The sequence below is a fragment of the Ensifer adhaerens genome (assembly GCF_020035535.1).
Lineage (GTDB): Bacteria > Pseudomonadota > Alphaproteobacteria > Rhizobiales > Rhizobiaceae > Ensifer.
Map to the genome: position 1 here is coordinate 434,859 of NZ_CP083350.1, position 20,596 is coordinate 455,454.

Sequence of the window (20,596 nt, forward strand, 5' to 3'; positions counted from 1 at the left end):
TCGGCGGGCTCCGATTTCTGTTCTTGCGCATTGGAATTTCGACATATGGACAAGCGCGCGGCCTTTCGCAGCTGGTGGCTGCCCAGCCTCTTCGCCCTGCCGCAGATCATTTTGATCCTGCTCTTTTTCTATTGGCCAGCGGTCGCCGTATTGCGGTGGGCCTTCACGCTGGAGCCGCCATTCGGCGGTGCCGCCGAATTCGTCGGCCTTGCCAACTTCCAGGAAGTGTTTGCCGATCCGCTCTACTGGAACTCCGTTGGCATCAGCCTGGCATTCGCCCTTTGCGGCACGCTTTCCACCATTTTCATCGGCCTTGTTCTTGCCCTTGCTGTCGACCGGCAATTGCCGGGCTCCGCACCGTTCCGGTTCCTCTATATTCTGCCCTACGCGATTGCGGGACCGGCGGCCGGTATGGCCTTCCGCTTCATCCTGTCGCCGGAACGCGGGCTGATGGCATCGGTCAACGCCGCCTTTCCTGACTTCTGGAACCCGGCCAAGTATGGCAGCCACGCCCTCATCCTCGTCATCGTCGTCTTTGCCTGGAAATGGGCGGGCTACACCTTCATCTTCCTGCTCGCTGGCTTGCAGTCGGTGCCGCGCTCGCTGATCGAGGCGGCCGCGATGGACGGCTGCGGCCCGATCCGCCGAGCGGTCGATATCCAGATACCGTTGCTGGCGCCAACGCTCTTCTTCCTGCTGGTCATCATGATGACCGAGGGCTTCGTCGGTGCCGATACCTACGGCATCGTCGCCCGCACGACCGATGGCGGCCCGAACCACGGCACCGACGTGATGGTCTATCGCATCGTCGAGGAGGCGTTCCGCGGCCTGAACTACTCCGGCGCGTCGGCCCAGAGCCTCGTGCTCATCGGCCTCATCATGGTCTTCACCTTCATCCAGTTCCACTTCATCGAGCGCCAGGTCCATTACAAGTGAGGCTCCCATGATCCAGCGGACCCCCTTCGCCAACGCGCTGACCTATGGCGTGATGATCTTCGGCTTCCTGCTGCTGATCGGCCCCTTCATCGTCATCGTGTCGGGCGCCAGCCAGACCTTCCAGCAGGTCAACGCCATCCCCTTCAGCTTCGTGCCGCAGGATCGCCTCTTCGAGAACATGGGCGCGGCCTGGTCGCGCGCCAGCCTCGGGACGGCGATGCTGAACAGCTTCGTGATGGCGAGCCTTGTCACGGTCGGCAAGGTGGCGCTGTCGGCGCTGACGGCATTTGCCATCGTGTTCTTCCGCACACCGCTCAAGGGCTTTTTCTTCTGGATGGTGTTCATCACCCTGATGCTGCCGCTCGAAGTGCGCGTGGTGCCCACCTATGCGGTTGCCGCCGATCTGTTCCAACCGATCCGATTGCTGATTTCCGCCATCACCGGCTTCGAGATCTCCGTCGACTGGAACCTTCTCAATTCCTATGCCGGTCTGACATTGCCGCTGATCGCCACGGCGACCGGAACCTTCCTCTACCGCCAGTTCTACCTGACCCTGCCGGACGAGCTGGCGGAGGCGGCGCGTATGGACGGGTCAGGCGCAATCCGCTTTTTCATCGACATGCTGCTGCCGCTCTCGCGCACCAACATGCTGGCGCTGACCACGATCATGTTCGTCTACGGCTGGAACCAGTATCTCTGGCCCCTCCTGATGGTGACGGACCCGCAATACAAGACCACGATGATGTCGCTGGTTGCGCTCCTGCCCGCCGACAACGGCACGCCGGACTGGAACGTGACGCTCGCCGGTTCTTTGATCATCATGCTGCCTCCACTCATCGTCGTCGCCGTGCTGCAGCGGTGGTTCGTTCGCGGCCTCGTGGCCACGGAAAAATGACCCCGCTTTCCCCGAACAGAATAGACAGAGAGGTCCGCGCTCATGGCTGACATCGAAATTCGCGCCGTGCGTAAATCTTACGGAAAGAACCCCACCCTGCATGGCATCGACCTCGCCTTCGCGTCAGGAGAATTCGTCGTGATCCTCGGCCCGTCCGGCTGCGGAAAATCGACCCTTCTGCGGATGATCGCGGGGTTGGAGGACATCACCGCCGGCGAGATCGCCATCAACGGAAAGGTCGTCAACAGGCTCGAGCCGCGCGAACGCGGCTGCGCCATGGTGTTCCAGAACTACGCCCTCTACCCGCACATGACCGTTGCCGGAAACATCGGCTATGCCCTGAAGGTGGCCGGCGTAGCGAAGGCGGAGCGCCTGCGTCGGATCGAGGAAACAGCCAAGATCGTCGGGCTTACCGATTATCTCGATCGCAAGCCCGCTGCCCTTTCCGGCGGTCAGCGGCAGCGCGTCGCCATGGCGCGCGCGATCATTCGCGAGCCGAACGTGTTCCTATTCGACGAACCGCTTTCGAACCTGGACGCCAAGCTTCGCGTCACCATGCGGGCCGAGATCCGCAAACTGCATCAGCGCCTCCAGGCAACGTCCATCTTCGTCACCCACGACCAGGTGGAAGCGATGACACTGGCGGACAAGCTGGTCGTGATGAACAGGGGCGTGGTCGAACAGGTGGGCCAGCCGCTCGACATCTACCACCGTCCGGCAAGCATCTTCGTCGCATCCTTCATTGGCTCTCCGGCGATGAACCTTTTCGATGCCGTGGTCGACGTCGACAACGCCTGCCTCACATTCGGCGCCACGACGATACCGATCGACAGAGGCCTGGCCACCCGGCTGGGCGCAAGGCAGATCACGGTCGGCATTCGCCCGGAACAATGTGTCGTTGCGCCTGATGGAATCTCGATCAAGGTGGATTTCATCGAGGAGCTCGGCTCCGGCCGTGTTATCCACTCGGAACTGAACGGCTATCCCTTCGCGGCCACAGTCGACGAGTACACGCGCGTGCGGCCGGGCGAGAGGATCAGCCTGGAACTGCCGCTCGCGCACTTGCACCTCTTCGACAAGGAGACCGGCCGGAGGATCGAGGTCGATCTGGAGCCGCGTGCCGTCCGCAATTCCGCCAGCCAACCGACACTCCAAGCAGTCTGATCACTTCAATAAATCAGGAGAAACCGTGATGAACGATATCATTTCCGCCGTAGGATTCTGCAACCGGACGGGCAAGGGTGATCTTTCGACCCTTGATGCCTCCCTGCGCGAAGTTGCAGAGACGGGCGCCGACGCCTGCGAGATCGGGATCTATGGCGAAGAGATCGTCAGCGGCGGCCGCATCATCGAAGACCGCGTCCAGCGGGTCGCCGAGATCACCAAGAAGTACACCTTCAACAAGCTTTCGCTGCACGGCCAGATCGTATCCAACTTCATGGATCGCCAGCACCACCATCTGCAGAAGAAGGTCGTGCGGGCGATGCTCGAACTGTGCGACAGGCTCGGTGCGGGGATCCTCGTCCACCACTCCGGCGCGGCACAGCTTGCCGCCGGAGAGAACGCCGCTGACCTCGACAAGATGGAACGCGACGCGCTCGCGGAAATGGCCGAGGTCGCCAAAGGTTACGGTGTCCGCATCGCGCTTGAGAACATCTTCACAACGGAAAGCGGCCAGTATCGGCAAACGCCGAGCCAGGTTGCCGAAACGGTGCGAGCGATCGGCTCGAACAACGTCGTCGCGCTCATCGACTTCTCGCATGCCTATATCGAAGCCACGCATCGTGGGCTGGATTTCCGCGACGAGCTGAGGGCGATGGCACCGGTGACGGGTCACCTGCACGCTCATGACAGCTTCGGCCTGCCCTACACCATGAACCGCTTCTATCACCCGGCCGAAGCGACCGCGCTTGGGATCGGCGACCTGCACCTGCCGATCGGCTGGGGCGACATTGCCTGGGATGACATCTTCTCCGAACTGACCTTCCTTCCGGATACGACGCTGATCATGGAAATCGGCGCCGAGCGTTTTGCCGACCAGCAGCCGGCATGCCTCGAGCGGGCAAGGCGCCTCGCGGCTGCGGTCGGACAGCGTTCCGCTGCATAATGTTTCCGGTTGCCCCACTGAACGTTCGGTGGGGCAACCGCTCAATGCGAAAATTCCGACTGCGTAGACCGCTCTCCTAGACCGCTCTCAAGGAAGCGCTCTCTACGCGCTCGGAAGACCGGCACGCGACAGCATCTCCAGCAAGCGCGCGTGGTGATGATCCTTCACGTAGCGCGGCATGAAACCCGGGCAGACATTGCCGAGGTTGAGATGCGGGAGCTGTGAGAGGCAATGATGCATGGCCCGAGACGCTTCTTCCGTGTTTCCGGTGGCGGCAGCGGCAGCGGCCCAATAGAGCGCGCCGCGAACGAAGCCGGGTTTGGTCCTGACAACCTTGCGGGCAACCTCCAGGGCACGCCGATCCTTGCCGCCGGCAAACAGCGCCACGGCCATGCTGTGGTGGCGCCAGAAGTCGATCACGTCATGGGTCCCGAGACGGATCGCTTCGCTCGCCTCGTGCAATGCCTCGTTCACCTGTCCGCGCAAGGCATAGAGTTCCGCAATATCGCCCCGCGCACTGGGATAACTCGGGTTAAGACCGATCGCATGGCGACACTCGACAATCGCTTCATCGATCCGGCCATCCGACAAAAGGGCGAAGGAGAGGATGACGCGGGCAATTTCGTCGTCGGGCACCGCGCGCACCGCAGCCTGCGCAAGATCCAATGCGCGCTCCAGGTATCCCTGATTTGACGGAAGGGCGCCAAAGGCAAGGGCCATGGTCATTGCCACGGACAGCGTGCGCTTTGCGCGGGCGTTGTGAGGCTCGATTGCGAGCGCCATCTCGACAAGCTCTATCGCCGTCAGCAGCGAATCCCGCGTCATCTCGAAGTACTTCATCAGAGATTCGTTCACGAGCCTGCGTACCTCCGAGCTGCCGGGAGGGCTCTTGTCACGCACTTTCCAGTTCGTCATCTGTAGTTCGAGGATCACGGCCAGCACGACCGCCTGTGCGATCCGGTCCTGGAACCGGAGTGCATTTTCCGAGTGGCCGTCAAACTTCTGCGCCCAGACGTTGTGGCCGCCGGAGACATCGACGAGCAGGACGTTGACCCGCAGGTCATCGCCGGATCTCTGAATACTGCCGCTAAGCACATAACGCGCCCTGACCGGCGTTTTCGGCTCGTCGCCGGGAATGTTCTTGTCCTGGGGCGAGGGTACGGCGAGCACCACATAGTCCGCAACCGCGGTCAGGGCCGTCGCGATATCCTGCACGAGCCCCCTCGCGAAGTAATCGTCTCCCCCCTCGCCCGTCAGATTGACGAATTCTGCAACGCTGATCGACGGGCTTCCGTGGTGTTGTCCGGCCGCGCCTCCATTTGCCGACTGTGGATGAACCGATTTCGAGGCGGGGGCCAAGATGGCGTCCGACAGCGCTCGGGTCTCCGGGCTGACCCCGACGCCAAACTCCCTCTTCACGACGCTGCTGCACAGCTCATATGTGCGCATCGCCTGGTCGCGGTGACCATAGGCGATCAGCAATTCGATCTTCAGCCGGTAGGATGCTTCCCGCGTCGGCTCCAGGGCCAACAGGCGATCGGCCAGAACCAAGCCCGCCTCCCCATCCACGAGACGCGCAAGTTTTTCATACGACTCGATTGCGCGGTTCAGCAGCCTCTCTCGCTCTGAGGCTGCCCAGTCATCGAAGGAGTTGCTGTCCAGGTAGAAGCCATCGAGAAACGGCCCGCCGTAGTGCGCCAGGGCCATTTCGAGCTCCTGCGGCGAGCGGGCCATCAGACCCGCTTCAAAATCCTCGACGTCAATGTCGATGGCAGAAGTCTTCAGGCCGATCGTATCGTTCTGGGCCTGGATCAAATCCACGCCTGCCCGACTGAAATCGCGCCGCAAAAGGCTGAGGGTTTGCCGCAGGCTGTTGCGCGAATGGTCGCTGTCACTATCGCTCCAGAGCAGACCGGCCAGTTTCTCCCTGGACGCTGCCATGCCCGGACAGCGGGCAAGATAGGCAATGATGGCCTGACCTCTTTTGCCGGTCAAAGGGACCTGGCCGCGCTGCTCCTCCTCGATCCGAAAGCCGCCGAGCAAAGAAAGTCTGAGTCTGGCCATGCCTTGGTTGGTCGTCATGGGGCGTCTGGCACCATTAAATAATGAAACGCTAATGCAAATATAACGCTAGCGTCAACCAAACCGCCAACCATTCAAGCTCCGCCGTGACGGTCGATCGACTAAACCTAGAGAAGTGCCGGACACGGCACCGATGGAACCAACCGACCGGGGGCTCGTCATGGGGGGCAGTTCATTCTTGAGATTGGCGGGAACACTTGCCGCCGCATTGCTTGGGCCGCTGCCGGCACAGGCTGCCGACGTTGACGTCGCCATCGTGTTCGCCGTCGATTTTTCGTCCTCGGTCGATCCGGACACCGCCAACCTGCAACGCAACGGTCATGCCGCAGCGCTCACGTCGCCGGAGATCGTTGCAGCCATTGCCCGAAATTACTTCGGCTGCGTCGGCGTCGCTTATTTTGAGTGGGCGAGCCCCGGACGCCAGAGAATCGTGCTGCCCTGGACGAGGATCTGCGGACTGGAAGATGCCGAAGCCGCCGCCGATGTGATCAGAAGAAACGGCGACACCGGCTTCAGCCGCGGTGGCAGGGGCGGGACATCCGTTTCCTCTGCCATCGATGCCGCGAGCCTGCTTCTCGACCAGTATCCGGGCAAGGCCGAGCGGAAAGTCATCGACATCTCCGGCAATGGCGAGAACAACGACGGCCTCCCCGTTCAGTCAAGCAGACGAAACGCGATTGCAAAGGGATACACCATCAACGCGATCGCCATCCCGGCAAGTGACGAAATTCCCGGCTATCACCTGGCGTCCTATTTTGCCGACAATGTCATCGGCGGTTCGGGAGCCTTTGTCGTGACAACGACAGGCCCAGGCGACTACGCGACCGCCCTTCGGCGCAAACTGGTCACGGAAATTAGCATGAACCTCGAGCCACAGGAGCTGCCAGAGGTGCAGCCGGTCGAGAGTGCCGGCACGGCAATCCAATAGCATTCTATATTGCGCACGATAATTGAAATAAATGTATACAAACAAGCGCCATTCCTGTCGACATGATCTTCACTTTCGCAGACACTTGCGAAATAACTTGGCCATCGAAGGCATTTCGAGGATGGGGTGGGACAGCATGGACGGGACGCTCGCTAGGCGCGACAGCAATTTATTCGACAGGCTCGAAGGGATCATCAACAGACTGCCCGAGCCCTTCACGCTGCTGCTGGCGCTGGCGGCACTGACGGCGCTGGCGTCTTTCCCATTGGCCCAAGCGGGGGTATCGCTGGCTTTCTCGACCGTGGATCCGGCGACGGGCCAGGCCGTGGCGAAGACGGTTGCGATCGAAAACATCCTGACGCCCGCCTACTTCGCCAACCTGATCGTCGAATTTCCGAAGCTGCTCGTCGGCTTCCCGCCGATCGCCCTCACGCTGGTCGTGATGATGGGTATTTCGGTTGCCGAACAATCCGGCTTCCTCTCCTCGGTCATTCGCGGGCTTCTGCGGCGCGTTCCGAAATTCGCGATCATCAGCGTCGTCTCGTTTGTGGCGATCAACGGCGACCTCTTTGGCGACGCGGCGATGTTCGTGCTGATGCCGCTCGCGGCGACGCTTTTCTATCAGATGGGCCTCAATCCCTGGCTCGGCATCATTCTGGTCTTCGTCGGCAACACTGCCGGTTTCTCCGCTTCACTGGTCATCAACCAGACGGATACGGTACTCTCGGGCATCACCGCGAGCGTTCTGCCGCCGGAGGCAGCAGCCAACGTTTCGCCGATCATGAACTGGTATTTCAACGCGTTCAGCGCCTTTACCGCAACGGCGGCGATGCTGCTGATCACCTACTTCTTCGTGCCCTCCAAGCTCGCACCGAACCGTGTGAGCGAACTGGAGATCGAAACGGAGGTCGTTGAAGAGCCCGGCACCGGTCATGGCCGCGAGGGTCGGGGGCTCGTCGCAGCCGGTATCTTCACCGTTGTCTATCTCGGACTGATCCTCGTCTCTCTCCTGTCAGAAGGCGGAGCACTGCGCGGCGAAGGCGGTCAAATCGTGCCGAAGTCCCCCTTCATGGGCGGCATCGTGGTTCTGATTTCGCTCTATTTTGCACTGTCGGGCATTGCCTATGGCTGGGCCTCCGGCCGGTTGAAGTCACTCGGCGAGGCGGCGGAATGGATGAAGAACGGCATCTCGTCGATGTCCTATTTCCTCGTGGTTTCCGCCGCGGCGGTGATCTTCCTGAAGCTCTTCAACGATAGCCACATCGGCGAATACATCGGCAGCTACGGCGTGGTGATGCTGCAGGGCACACAGGCCTCGCCGGGTGTCGCGATCTTCCTCTTCCTGTTGCTCGTCTCGGTATCGAACCTCTTCATCATCTCCGGCAGTGTACTGTGGATCATGTACGCGCCGATCTTCGTGCCGCTGATGCTGGCGCTCGGTTACAGCCCGGCGGCGACCCAGATGATCTATCGTATCGGCGATGCACCGCTGAACGCGATCTGCCCGGTCAACCCCTTCCTCATCCTCGTCATCGGCCTGCTCAACAAGTGGCGCCCCAAGGGCACCGAGGCGGTCAAGGTCGGCACGCCGTTGATGCTGGCCATGCCCTATGCACTCGCCATCCTCGCCGTTCTCGCGCTGCAGCTCGTGTTCTGGGTGCTGTGGGACCTGCCGCCAGGCCCGGGCGCAACGCTGATGGCACGGTGAGCCACCATGCGCTTCCTCAGTGAAACCAAGGTACTGGCTTGTCACGAACTGCGACGCGAGGGCGCGCGTCGTTGGCTGCGGCTGGAAATTTCTGGCCTTGCATCGGTTAGCCCCGGCGAGACCGTGCTCTTCTCGGAGGACCGGCACAGCCCTCGCTGCCGGATCGCGACGGTCGAGACGTTTGCGGACGGCCGTGCTGCGCTGGTCGCAAAGTTCGAGGCAGATGACCTCGAACCCGCGGCGGGCAACGCGCTGACAGTCTGGTCGAACGAAACCGCTGCCGTGTCCGTCGGCGCCGGTTCGCTCATCGTCACTACGCCGGCCTTCCTCTACCGCGTCGCGCCCTTCGAGCAGCGCGGAGCGACAGTGCTCGTCACCGGGGCGGATGCGGACCTCTGGCAGAATCTACGCCAGCGCGTGGAGGCTGGTCTCGCATGGACGTCCGTCTTCCTCGCACTCGAACCCGCGCGGCTTCAGGCCTTCATCGTCGAGTTCCCCGACGCCAATCCCTACCTCTTTGCCAACATGGACATGAGTTGCGGCGTTGGCGCCTGCCGGAGCTGTCACGTAACGGTTTCGGACAACATGGACGGCGAGGCGAGCTGTCGCGTCGGCCCCTGGTTCGCGCTCAAGCGGGTCAACCTCGTGCGCCTGCAATTCGCCTCCGCCCCCTTCATTTGAGGATCGCCGCCATGGACCTTTCCGTAACCGTACCAATGGGCACAGGCAGCGTGACCTTCAAGAACCCGGTCATGTCAGCCGCAGGCACCTTCGGCAACATCGTCGAGTATCTCGATGTCTTCGACATCACCCGGCTCGGCGGCGTCGTCGCAAACTCCTTCCTTCCCTGGCAGGGTGAGCCGAACCGCTGCCGCCGCTTTGCCCATACGGAGAGCGGCTATCTCTCCGCCTTCGGCATCAACAACATGACGCTCGACCGTTTCATTGCCGAGGCGCTGCCGCGCCTGCCGGCGGAAGAGGTGCCGATCTTCGTCAACATCAAGGCGCCGACGCGCGCGCAGTTGGTCGAGATGATCCGCGCCTGTGTCGAAAGCGGCCGCATCGCCGGCGTCGAGGTCAATGGCAACTTCCCCTATGCCGGCCGCGGCGAACCCTCCTACTGGGACAATCCCCAGCAGAACGAGGAGATGTTTCGCGCGCTTTCGGCGGCCGCCGAGGGCAAGGTGCTGCTGTGGTCGAAGGCGGCCACGTCAGCCAAGATGATCATCGAGGATTTTGTTTCCGCCTCGGAGCGAGGCGGCGCGGATGGAACGGTGCTATTCAATGCCATTCCAGGCGCACGCATCGACATCGAGCGGCGCACCTTCGTCTGCGGTTCCACCGGCTTTGGCGGTTACTCCGGCTCCGGCGTGAAGCCTTTCGCGCTTTGGCGCTGCGTGCAGGCTGCGAGCGTCGCCAAGCGCCCGGTGATCGGGGCCGGCGGCATCACCACGGCGGAGGACGTCGTGGAGTTCATCATGGCGGGTGCCCATCTCGTGCAGATCGGCGCCGCCAGCATGAGCCGGCCGGATTACTTCCCCCGCCTCCTCGATGATCTCTACGCGCTCTTGGAACGCCTCGGCGTGCGCTCGCTCGAAGAAATCCGCGGATGTGCCCGCGCAGAGGCCGCCCCGGAGACGTGAGCCGCAGCCCTTATGATGGCGGCGCCCGGCATGGAACCGCCGTCATCGCCCCGCCTTCCAGTACGGGTTGTCGTGCTTCAGGATCACCATGGTCGTGGTTTCGGCGACGGCCGGGATCGACTGAAGCACATCCCGAATGAACGTCCCCAGCGCATCGAGATCGCGCACCCATATGCGCAGGACATAATCGACGTTGCCCGCCACCAGCAGGCATTCTGTGATCTCCGGGCGTTTGGCGATCGCTGAAAGGAACTGCTCCGTTCCTTCGGTGCCGTGCCGAGCCAGCCGCACCGAGCACAGGACACTGACAGTCAGCCCGAGCGCCACCGGATCGATCCGGGCGGCATAGCCCTTGATGATCCCCGCGTCTTCCATGCGCTTGACGCGGCGGCCGCATGGCGTGGCCGAAAGACCAACGCGCTCGGCAAGATCCAGCATCGAGATGCGCCCGTCCCGGCGCAAGACGTCAAGGATCTTGTGATCAATCAGGTCGAGATCGGGCATGAGCGAAAAACTCTCAAAAACTACTTATTCGTAGTGATATCACGCGCACAATAATGGGTGAATGCCCGAGATCGCCGAGTTGTGCTAAGAATATCGGGCTACTGTCTCCGTGAATTTCAAAAAACGGGAGAAGCGACCGTGCCTGCCTACTTCGTATGCACCATGACCATTCACGACCCCGACACCTACCGCAAATACACGGCACTCACGCCGCCCACGCTGGCGCGCTACGGCGGAAAATTCCTCACCCGTGGCGACGCGGTCGAGACGGTCGAAGGCGGTCCGGCTTTCGCCGAGCGCATGGTTCTCCTGGAGTTCCCGGATCGGGATGCAGCGTTGGCCTGGTATCGGGATGCCGACTATCAAAGCGCCGCAGAGTTCAGGCGGCTGGCCTCTTCCGGGCGAATGCTGCTGCAGGTGTCGCGCGACAACACCAAAGACCCGGACCCGAAGGTCTGACATGGATCTGCAGCTGAAGGGAAAATCCGCCCTCGTATTCGGCGGGTCACGTGGATTGGGCCGGGCGATCGCAGCGGAACTTGCGCGCGAAGGCGCCCAGGTCGTGATTGTTTCGCGCGACGAGGCCGCGCTGCGGAAAACGGCCGAAGCGACGGCGTGCCTGCCGCTTGCGGGTGACCTTTCTGCCCCTGGAGCGGGCGGAGTACTGGTGACGGCGGCGAGCACGCTTCTTGACCGCCCTATCGACATTCTGGTCACCAACACTGGCGGGCCACCCACCGGCAGCTTTCAAGCCACCCATGCGGCGGCCTGGACCAAGGGTTTCCAAGGCTTGTGGATGAGTACGGTGGACAGCATTCAGGCCGTCCTTCCGGCGATGAAAGCGAACCGCTGGGGGAGGATCCTCGCCGTGACTTCGGTTGCCGCGAAAGAGCCGCAGCCGGGTCTGGTCATTTCCAACGGCCTTAGAGCCGGGCTTTTGGGAATGCTGAACACCTTGTCGCGCGAGGTTGCTGCAGCCGGCATCACCGTCAACGCGCTGCTCCCCGGCTACACCAACACCGACCGGATGGCCGAGTTGGGTGTCGACAATGCGACAATGGGACCGAAGATTCCCGCGGGGCGACTGGGCGAGCCCGAGGAGTTCGCGGCGCTCGCCGTCTTTCTCGCCTCGACGCGAGCATCCTACATCACCGGCCAGGCCATCGCGGTTGATGGCGGTCTACTGCATTCGATCTGAGGAGCGATCATGGAGCATTCCGCCCGGCGTCCGAAATTTGCAAACTGGCTGGCTGAAAGCAACGATGTCACGCAGATGTTCCTGTCTGCCGGCCAGATCCCCGGCCTTATCAACATAGCAGGCGGCCTGCCCGATCCGTCGACATGGCCGGTCTCCGACCTCTCGATCTTGGCGGCGAGTGCCGTGGCAGATCACCCGCGCGAGGCGCTGGCCTATAGTCCGATCGAGGGCCTACCCGGACTGCGCGACCTGATCGCGGCGCGTTTTAGCGCGCCGGGGCTCCGCCTCACGCGCGAAAACGTGCTGATCACCACCGGCGGGATGCAGGCGCTGGATCTGATCGGCAAGGTGCTTTTGGATGAAGGCGGGCTGATCGCGGCCCAAACACCGGCCTATCTGGGCGCGCTGGATGCCTGGAAGCCCCGCTACCCGACCTATCGCCCGATGCGGCTGGAAGCCAGTGATTTCAACCCTGTCGCGGCAATGAGCGGCGCACAGTTCGCCTATACGGTGCCCAATTTCTCAAACCCCACGGGCCGGCTCGTCGGAGTCGAGGATCGGCACGCGCTTGTCACAGCGGCCGCTTGCGCCGGGACTTGGCTGATCGAGGACGATCCCTACGGCACGCTCTACTACGACCGCACTCCCTTGCCGCGCATGCTTACCCTCTCCGGCAAAGATGAGATGGTCTACGACGGCCCGGTCGTCTACCTCGGAACGCTGTCGAAGGAATTGGCGCCCGGCTTTCGTATCGGCTGGGCCATCGCCGCCCCCGATATGATCAGGGCACTCGTCGGCGCCAAGCAGGCTTCGGACATGTGCAGCTCGGGTTTGTCTCAGCGCATTACCCAGGACGCTTTCGCCGCCGGCCTCCCCGAGCGCGTGCTGCCGGGTATCCTTGCGCTTTATCGCGCACGCCGCGATGCGCTTTGCGCGGCCATGGAAAGGCATCTGGGCGAATTGTTCGAATGGGAGAAACCGACGGGCGGCATGTTCGTCTGGGCCACGGCCCGGGACCCGGCATTGAATACCGATGCTCTTTTGCGTGAAGCGCTTGGACACGGCGTCTGTATCACGCCGTCCAGCGTCTTCGATCCCGAGGGCCGAAATTGCCGCTCGGTCCGGATTAATTTCACATTGAACGCGCCCGAAAAACTCGAGGAAGGGGTGCGCCGGCTGGCCGAAGCGACCCGCGCCACCATCGCCCGAGCAGCGTGATTTGAAGGCGAGTGCGGCCTTCGAATATGCCGCTACAGTTGGCGCGGGAGTGCCGGAGGCCTGGCTCAGTGGGTGGTGGCGATATCACCCGACTTGTCGCGAGGATAGGCATAGGCACCGGCTTTTGAGGTTCGAAAGCCGCCGCTCGCCAAGGCCTCGGCGAGCTTGACGGCCGCCACCACGCCATCGATGACCGGTACGCCGGCTTCACGCGAGAGCCAATCGCACAGCTCCGCCATACCGGCACAGCCAAGAACGATGGCATCGACGCCGTCGTCGCGTATCGCCGCGCGCGCTTCGCTGAGGAGTTTCCGCCGCGCGCTTTCCGGGTCGGACTCCAGTGCTAGAACCGGCAAGTCGACCGAGCGCACGCGGCGGCAGCGGGACGCAGCACCATAGTGCTTGACGAGATCCTCGATCACCGGCACCGACCGCGGCAGCGTGGTAATCACTGCGAAGCGGGTCGCCACCGTCATTGCCACCTGTACCGCCGCTTGGCAGATCCCGATGACCGGACCGGTTGCCACTTCGCGCGCAGCCGCCAGACCGGGGTCATCGAAACAGGCGATCACGTGCGCCGATGCACCCCGTTTCTCCGCAGCACGGATTGCCGCCAGCATCGCCGGGACGGCCATCGCCTCGTCCGAGTAGCCTTCGATCGAGACGGGCGTGCCGGTTGCGGTCTCCGCATCGATGACGGAACCTTCCGATCGTACGGCCTCGGCCGCCCGTGCGATCTGCTCGGTCATTGACGCGGTCGAGTTCGGATTGATGACATGTATGCGGATCATTGGGCGGCCCTCTCCGGCCTGGGGTTCACTTGCGCCTGTTCCAGAGGCAGGAGGTCCTCCGGCTTTTTAAGTTCGAACTGTCGGTCTGACGTGATGTAATTGTCGGCATGCAGCCGCGCGATCGGCTGATAGGTCTCGGGGTTCGCGTAGCGCCCCTGCGGATCAAGACACCGGTCCTGGATGTGCATGTGCACGACCCTGCCGATGACCAGCACACGCTTGTGATAATCGAGGATCTGCTCGACCCTGCATTCGAAGCTGCATGGACTTTCGGCGATGCGGGCGGCATCGATCTGTTCGCACGCTATCGGCGTCAGGCGGGCAAAATCGAGCTCGTCGACTTCCGAGGCGAAGTTGACGCCACAGACGATCATCGCGTCGGCAAGCGCCATGTCGACCATGTTGACGACGAATTCGCCCGTTCGACGGATATTTGCGACGGTGTCCTTCTCGTCGCCATTGCCACGGTTCTGGATCCCGAGCACGACCAATGGCGGCTCATGGGAGAACACGTTGAAGAAGCTCATCGGCGCCGCATTGTTATGGCCGGCGACCGAACGCGTTCCAACAAGGGCGATCGGACGCGGGCCGATGAAGTTGGTCAGCAGTCGATAGCGGTCCGGAGGCGGAAGCGTGGTGAAATCGATGTTCATGTCCGGATCTCCTGGCTGCTTGTTGAAAAACTCATCGCTTCAGCGCTGCGACTGCACACACGCTCGCCGTCGACCACACTGGGGACCGACGGCGATGCGCGGCAAAGCGCGGCCGCGCAGATAGCACCGACACCGGCATATCTCTTTCGGCAGGAACGATCGCTTTTCAGGAAAGCATCGCCGGCTCTCCGGCCGGCAAAACGTACGTTGCGCATGCTGCCCTCCCCGACAGTGCCAATCGCCCTTATAGAGCTATATTGCATCCATTATTATGTCAATATCGTATCCAATAATCGCATACAATCTTAGGAATCGAGATGAACAGGTCAATCTCCAATAGGGTCAGCAAGATTTCTACACGAATCTTGACGAAGAATCAGAGGCTTGACGAGATGGTAGGCGTCGAACGGAATAAACCAACTCCGCCGCGCGGTCACTGTGGAGACGTGCCTCACGCGGTCGAAGCATCAGATTGATTGCATACGAACTGCGCGCATGCATCTGGGGACGCCCCGCAGCAAAACAAGCAGCGTGTCAGAGCGCATTACAGCCCCTCTTCTTTCGCGTAGGTAGCAAGCAGATCCGGCAGGCCGTCCTCGGCGTTGCTTTTCAGTAGTGCCCGGGCCGTGATGGCCCCGATATGATGGCCGATCAGTTCGCATGCCTTTTCTCGATCTTTGCGCGTAAGCGCGGCGATCAGGGCGCGGTGTTCGGAGACGGCGCAATCGGAAGAATGGGGACGCCCATAGAGCGACAGGATCATCGAAGAGCGCGAAACGAGTTCCGTGACGTACCGCAGGAGAATCGCGTTTTCCGTCAACCTTGCGAGCAGGACGTGAAACTCTCCAGCGAGCTGAATCGAGATTGCCGGATTGCTGACCCTTGCCTTGTCCTCGGCATCGACATGCGCCTCGAGCTCCTTGATCTTCGGCGGCGTCAGCCTGCCGATCAGGCTATCAACGACCAATGTCTCCAGCGACCGCCGCACCGCGAAGATATCGTGCCCGTCCTCAAGGCTGGGATGACTGACGCAGGCACCCTTGTTCGGGCGCAATTCGATCAAGCCCTCGCCGTTCAGCCGGGCCAGCGCCTGGCGCACGATCGTGCGGCTCACACCCAGCCGCTCGCCGATCGAATCCTCGGGAAGTTTCGTTCCGGCGGGAAATGCCTGGTCGAGGATTGCGCGCCTAAGGATGCGATAGACCAAGTCCGATTTGGAGGCCGCGGATTTTGAATTGCTATCACTGGGATTGGACGTCATGACGAACCTGAAGAATAGCGGGCGTGCTGTCGAAAGAGACTGCCAAGGGACCGAGCACAGTCAATTATCACCCCCTTCGAAGCGGCAAAGGCGCGGCCCGCCACTGCGGACCGGCCGTTCCTGCGGCTGCCCGCCGGCGTTTCGGACGGTCGGTCCCTCTTCCATCAGCCCGGCCCCCGCCCCATCGTCATTCGATGACCGGCAGGTCACCCGCCAGTTCGCCACGATCCACGACCACACGACCCCGCCTGATGACGGTGCGTTTGTGCGGGGTCAGCGCGACAGCCTCCGCCAAGGTGCGGGCCGGCACCAGCACCAGATCACCGAAGCGGCCATCTGAGAGACCATAACCGTCGAGCCCGATGGCTTCCGCACCACCGAAGGTACAGACGCGAGCCGCATATTCGAGATCGACATCATTGGCCATTCCATTGCGCTGCGCCAGGTACCGCGCCCGTTCCAGCATGTCGCCATTTCCATAGGGCTCCCAGGTGCCTTGAATGCCGTCGTTACCGGAAGCGACAGCGAGACCGCTCTCACGCATCAACCTGAGTGGCAATGCGGGCGCCGAAGGGCTCCCGACGGTCATGACGGCAATGCCTTCCGCAGCGAGCCGGTCGATCAAGGCAGCCTGTCGTGAAGCATCGAGCATTCCCAGACAATAGCCGTGGCTTACCATCACCTGCCCTTGCAACGACAATGCGCGTGTGCGCTCGATGATCAGTTCGAGACAGAACGCACCGAGGTCGCCGGGCTCGTGCAAATGAATGTCGATCGGCTTTGCATGACGATCGGCAAGGGAGAAGATTGCATCGATATGGCGCACCGGATCACGCTCGATGGAAGCGGGATCGATGCCACCGACGATATCGGCGCCGGCCCGCAGTGCCGCATCCATCAGTTCGAGCGTGCCTTCGCGCGGCAGCATGCCACTCTGCGGAAATGCCACGATCTGTACAACGACCAGATCGCGCATCGCCTCGCGCGTTTCGAGGACGCCTTCGATATTGGCAATGCCGATCTCGGTATCGACATCCACATGGCTGCGAATGCTCAAGACGCCGTAGGAAAGCGTCTGCATGATCTGACGGGCAGACTGCCGGCGGGCATTGATGCCGAGTTCGCGCTTGGCGTTGCGATCAGCCAGGATCCGGTGGTTGCGGGTCGGACCGACCCGGTTTTCGAACCAGTCCATGCCGATGAGTGTCTTGTCGAGATGTGTATGGGCTTCGACAAGCCCCGGCAGGGCGACTTGTCCGGCGGCGTCGATCTCGATGGCCGCACGCCCGCCATCTGCCGCAACAAACCGGCCTTCGCGGATGCAAAGATCTTGGAGGGGACCGCCGAAGGGACGGGCATTGCGGATGAGTAGGTCTGCAGTCACCTTGATATCCTCGCTTTTCACAGTGTCAGCTGCGAACGCCCAGTCCTGCGCGGGACATGGCGATCTCAAACGCACGCAACGCGCGATCCAGGATCGCATTTTCGTCGTGGCCGACGAGGCGCCGGCCACGCATCAGCACCCGTCCACCGACGATGGTCGTGTCCACGTCGGCGCCATTGGCGAAACGTGCAATGCGCTGCACCGGGTCATGCGGCGGCCAGAGGTGGGGCTGGCGCAGGTTGATAAGGAGGATGTCGGCACGCTTGCCCACCTCAAGCGAGCCGATTTCGTCTTCCATCATCAGCGCGCGGGCGCCCTCGATCGTCGCCATCTCAAGCAACTGCAAAGGCGGCAACACCGCATCGTCTCCAAAATGACGTGCGTGGTAGCGGTGCGCCTGGAACAGGTTGCGGAACATGTCGAACGGTCGATCGGGTGCCGCGGCATCGGTGCCAAGCGAAACGGTAACGCCGTCCGCCATCAGTTCCGGGGCCGGGCAGCGGCCATAGACCGACATCAGGGCACTCGGATTGTGTGCGACCTTGGCGCCGGTTCGCTTCAGCACCGCCCGGTCGGCATCGGTCAGGTCTATGCAGTGGGCAAGAAGCGACCGCTCATCAAAGAGGCCGAGCCTCACGTCATTGGCAGCAATGGATCCGTCCCGGTGACCATCCTGCACCAGAATGCCTTTTCTTGCGCGCACGCGATCGCGCACCTTGCATGCAATCCTGTATACCGTTTCGTCGCGCAGTTCCTGCTCATCGAATACCGGCAGGGAAAAGACGACCTGCAACCGCTCGTCGCGTCCGGCCCAGGCGTCGACCAAATCGGTCGCCACGTCGATCTGCCGGTCCGGATCGACGACGAGGTCGGTGTGGGACGTCGACGTATATTGGCGATAGACATGATCCTGTCCGGGACGGTTCGGGCCGACGGCCAGAACCTCACGCACGCCCATGGCCGCAATCGAAGCCAGGTGCGCTTCCGCCGCCTCCGGCGCCTCGCTGCGCATGATATCCGGGCCGCCGCCAAACAGCAGCGCCGCAGTCGTCGTACCACACTTGATCCTCTCGGTCGCCGACAGCGCCGCCTCTGCCGCCCAGAATTCAGGATCGGTCGCGGTTGCGTAGATTCGTCCGGTTACGGACATCCAGTCCTCGGTGTCGCTGCCCAGCCCCTTGGTCAGCATATGACCGGCATGGGCATGGGTGTCGATCAATCCGGGCATTGCGACCATGCCGGCCGCGTCGATGCGCTCGGCATTTGTTTCTCCAGCAAGACTTCCATCACCGATCGCAGCGATGCGTCCATTCTCGATCAGGATGTGGCCGCGATCGAGAATGTGCCGTCCCGAATCCATCGTAACGATCGTGGCATTTTCAATCAGTAGTGCGTTCGTCATGGAAGGCTCCCTCTCCGGCTGCCGGTTTTGGCGCTCTTTTTTGACAAAGCGCGCCAAATCGACTTTCGCCATCTTGATATTGTTTGCATCAGATGTACACTATTTATGGGAACATTCGTATCCAATAGCAAAGACAATATGTATACGTTAAATGGGAGAAACCAGTGAAGACCTCTATAAAGACCCTTTTGGCCGGACTCGCCCTCATGGCGCCTCTGTCTGCGCCCGCATTTGCCGAGACGCTGCGCTGGGCATCATCCGGCGACGTCATTTCCTACGACCCGAACGCACAGGTCGACAGCTTCACCCAGAGCGTACACCACATGGTTTTCGATCCGCTGGTGCGCCGCAACAAGGATCTGAAGCTGGAGCCGGCACTCGCCACTTCCTGGGAAGTCGTCGAGCCCACCCGCTGGCGCTTCAAGCTGCGCCAGGGCGTGAAGTTTCATGAAGGCCAGCCCTTCAACGCCGACGACGTCGTGGCGACGATCCAGCGCCAGATCGATCCCGGAGCGCGCAACCGCGAGAACCTCTCCACCGTTGTCGGCGTCGAGAAGGTGGACGAGTATACCGTCGATCTGATCCTCCGCGCGCCCTATCCGCTGCTCCTCAACGACCTTGCTGCCATCTACATCATGAGCAAGCCGTGGATGGCAGAGCATGACGCACTGAAGCCGGGCAACGCTTCGACGGGCGTCGTCACCTATGCCAGCAACCATGCCAACGGCACGGGCGCCTTCAAGCTGAAGGCCTACGAGCCGGATTCGCGTTCCGTCTTCGAAGTGAACAAGGACTGGTGGGACAAGCCGCAGCACAATCTGGACGAAGTCGAGTTCCGTCCGATCGCCTCCGACGCTACCCGTGTCGCCGCCCTTCTGTCGGGCGAAGTCGACATGATTGCGCCGGTGCCGCTGCAGGACATCGACCGCATTGCGGCCACCGATGGGCTGAAGGTCGTCGAAAACCCATCGCTGCGCACGATCTTCTTCGTCTTCAGCTACCGCCCGGAACTTCACGCGACGCCGGGCCAGCCCAATCCGCTGCGCGATGTACGCGTACGCCAGGCTTTGTGGCACGCAATCGACACCAACACGATCCAGAAGCGCCTGATGCGGGGCAAGTCGCGCACGGCCGGCATGCTGGTCGCGCCGGCAGTGACCGGTTATGACGAATCCATCGACGTGCCGCTGCCCTATGATGTCGCCAAGGCCAAGGCGCTACTGGCCGAAGCCGGCTACCCGAACGGCTTCAAGACCGGCCTCGCCTGCCCCAACGACCGCTACATCGCCGACGAGCAGATCTGCCTTGCAGTTGCCTCCATGTGGGCGCAGATCGGTGTCCAGGCCAATGTGAGCGTCGAGAGCAAGACGACCTATTTCCCGAGGACCGACAAGGGCGAGTTCGACGTCTATCTTCTCGGTTGGGCTTCACTGCCGCCGATGGACGGGTTCAGCCCGCTGCAGGCGCTGCTGGCGACCAATGACGGCACCTTCGGCGGCAGCAACGCCGACGGCTTGTCCAACCCTGATATCGACAAGCTGGCTCATGCCGCCGCAAGCGAGCTTGACGAGACCAAGCGCGTGCAGATGCTGAAGGATGCCTTCCGCATCACCCATGACCAGGTGCTCTACCTGCCGCTGCACCAGCAGCCGGTCGCCTGGGCGATGAACAGCAAGGTCGACATGCCGCAGTTCCCGGACGAGTACGTTCGTCCGTGGTTCGCGCAGATTAAGAAGTAAGTCGGGATACTCCCGAGGCCGGTCCTGGCGCGCGCAAGCCCGCCGGGACTGGACCGCAAACCGGGTCAACCCCTCCAGGGCCGGAAACGGCACGGAGGACGCGGGAGCGCACAGCCCGGTGGCCGCCCTTTGGGCAAGATCGCTCCC

The 20,596-nt window shown here is 62.1% G+C and carries 19 protein-coding genes; 12 read left to right on the forward strand and 7 right to left on the reverse strand.

What is annotated here, in order from left to right; genetic code table 11:
* Positions 1-45 precede the first annotated feature (45 nt).
* The 4 genes from LAC81_RS22410 to LAC81_RS22425 are packed head-to-tail and all read left to right on the forward strand — an operon-like array spanning position 46 to position 3,938.
* Positions 46-936 carry a carbohydrate ABC transporter permease gene (locus LAC81_RS22410; protein ID WP_223729387.1) on the forward strand — a complete coding sequence of 297 codons (891 nt, stop codon included), beginning with the start codon at positions 46-48 and terminating at the stop codon, positions 934-936.
* A 7-nt stretch (positions 937-943) separates the two neighbouring features.
* The gene (locus LAC81_RS22415) at positions 944-1,831 is read left to right on the forward strand and encodes an ABC transporter permease subunit (protein WP_223729388.1); all 888 of its coding nucleotides are present in this window, start codon (positions 944-946) and stop codon (positions 1,829-1,831) included.
* Between the two features lie 42 nt (positions 1,832-1,873).
* Positions 1,874-2,995 carry a sn-glycerol-3-phosphate import ATP-binding protein UgpC gene (locus LAC81_RS22420; RefSeq protein ID WP_223729389.1) on the forward strand — a complete coding sequence of 374 codons (1,122 nt, stop codon included), beginning with the start codon at positions 1,874-1,876 and terminating at the stop codon, positions 2,993-2,995.
* Positions 2,996-3,023: 28 nt separating this feature from the next.
* Entirely contained in the window at positions 3,024-3,938 is a 915-nt protein-coding gene (locus tag LAC81_RS22425) for a TIM barrel protein (protein ID WP_223729390.1), read from the forward strand.
* A 102-nt stretch (positions 3,939-4,040) separates the two neighbouring features.
* Here the strand turns inward: LAC81_RS22425 and LAC81_RS22430 are convergent, their stop codons facing one another.
* Positions 4,041-6,002 carry a BTAD domain-containing putative transcriptional regulator gene (locus tag LAC81_RS22430; protein WP_223729391.1) on the reverse strand — a complete coding sequence of 654 codons (1,962 nt, stop codon included), beginning with the start codon at positions 6,000-6,002 and terminating at the stop codon, positions 4,041-4,043.
* Between the two features lie 151 nt (positions 6,003-6,153).
* Here LAC81_RS22430 and LAC81_RS22435 point away from each other — a divergent pair, with 151 nt between their 5' ends.
* The 4 genes from LAC81_RS22435 to LAC81_RS22450 all read left to right on the forward strand — a co-directional run bounded on the left by LAC81_RS22435 (position 6,154) and on the right by LAC81_RS22450 (position 10,299).
* A complete protein-coding gene (locus tag LAC81_RS22435; RefSeq protein ID WP_223729392.1) occupies positions 6,154-6,948 on the forward strand; it encodes a DUF1194 domain-containing protein in 795 nt (264 codons plus the stop codon).
* 136 nt (positions 6,949-7,084) lie between these two features.
* Positions 7,085-8,656, forward strand: a complete 1,572-nt coding sequence (locus LAC81_RS22440; RefSeq protein ID WP_223729393.1) for an AbgT family transporter — start codon at positions 7,085-7,087, stop codon at positions 8,654-8,656.
* A gap of 6 nt (positions 8,657-8,662) precedes the next feature.
* On the forward strand, positions 8,663-9,337 hold the full coding sequence (locus tag LAC81_RS22445) for a hypothetical protein (RefSeq protein WP_223729394.1): 675 nt from the start codon (positions 8,663-8,665) through the stop codon (positions 9,335-9,337).
* 11 nt (positions 9,338-9,348) lie between these two features.
* The gene (locus LAC81_RS22450) at positions 9,349-10,299 is read left to right on the forward strand and encodes a hypothetical protein (protein WP_223729395.1); all 951 of its coding nucleotides are present in this window, start codon (positions 9,349-9,351) and stop codon (positions 10,297-10,299) included.
* 42 nt (positions 10,300-10,341) lie between these two features.
* Here the strand turns inward: LAC81_RS22450 and LAC81_RS22455 are convergent, their stop codons facing one another.
* Entirely contained in the window at positions 10,342-10,803 is a 462-nt protein-coding gene (locus LAC81_RS22455) for an Lrp/AsnC family transcriptional regulator (protein ID WP_113541228.1), read from the reverse strand.
* Positions 10,804-10,941: 138 nt separating this feature from the next.
* Here LAC81_RS22455 and LAC81_RS22460 point away from each other — a divergent pair, with 138 nt between their 5' ends.
* From LAC81_RS22460 to LAC81_RS22470, 3 genes are read left to right on the forward strand one after another with little or no spacing between them, the layout of a single operon-like run.
* Positions 10,942-11,262 (forward strand): DUF1330 domain-containing protein, encoded by a 321-nt coding sequence (locus LAC81_RS22460; protein WP_223729396.1) that lies wholly within the window; start codon positions 10,942-10,944, stop codon positions 11,260-11,262.
* A 1-nt stretch (position 11,263) separates the two neighbouring features.
* Positions 11,264-12,001, forward strand: coding sequence for an SDR family oxidoreductase (locus LAC81_RS22465; RefSeq protein ID WP_223729397.1), 738 nt, complete (start codon positions 11,264-11,266; stop codon positions 11,999-12,001).
* Between the two features lie 9 nt (positions 12,002-12,010).
* Entirely contained in the window at positions 12,011-13,219 is a 1,209-nt protein-coding gene (locus tag LAC81_RS22470; protein WP_223729398.1) for a PLP-dependent aminotransferase family protein, read from the forward strand.
* A gap of 65 nt (positions 13,220-13,284) precedes the next feature.
* Here the strand turns inward: LAC81_RS22470 and LAC81_RS22475 are convergent, their stop codons facing one another.
* From LAC81_RS22475 to LAC81_RS22495, 5 genes are all read right to left on the reverse strand, one after another.
* Complete coding sequence (locus LAC81_RS22475) at positions 13,285-14,007, reverse strand: aspartate/glutamate racemase family protein (protein ID WP_223730433.1); 723 nt, start codon at positions 14,005-14,007, stop codon at positions 13,285-13,287.
* Positions 14,007-14,663: a flavin reductase family protein gene (locus tag LAC81_RS22480; protein WP_223729399.1), complete on the reverse strand. Its 657-nt coding sequence runs from the start codon at positions 14,661-14,663 to the stop codon at positions 14,007-14,009. The genes LAC81_RS22475 and LAC81_RS22480 overlap by 1 nt, the downstream gene beginning before the upstream one ends.
* 544 nt (positions 14,664-15,207) lie before the next feature.
* Positions 15,208-15,870, reverse strand: a complete 663-nt coding sequence (locus LAC81_RS22485) for a GntR family transcriptional regulator (RefSeq protein WP_419195881.1) — start codon at positions 15,868-15,870, stop codon at positions 15,208-15,210.
* 241 nt (positions 15,871-16,111) lie between these two features.
* A complete protein-coding gene (locus tag LAC81_RS22490; RefSeq protein ID WP_223729401.1) occupies positions 16,112-17,308 on the reverse strand; it encodes an amidohydrolase in 1,197 nt (398 codons plus the stop codon).
* Positions 17,309-17,333: 25 nt separating this feature from the next.
* Positions 17,334-18,710 (reverse strand): amidohydrolase family protein, encoded by a 1,377-nt coding sequence (locus tag LAC81_RS22495; RefSeq protein ID WP_223729402.1) that lies wholly within the window; start codon positions 18,708-18,710, stop codon positions 17,334-17,336.
* A gap of 164 nt (positions 18,711-18,874) precedes the next feature.
* On the opposite strand from LAC81_RS22495, the gene LAC81_RS22500 reads away from it, so the two are divergent.
* On the forward strand, positions 18,875-20,449 hold the full coding sequence (locus LAC81_RS22500) for an ABC transporter substrate-binding protein (RefSeq protein ID WP_223729403.1): 1,575 nt from the start codon (positions 18,875-18,877) through the stop codon (positions 20,447-20,449).
* Positions 20,450-20,596: the final 147 nt, after the last annotated feature.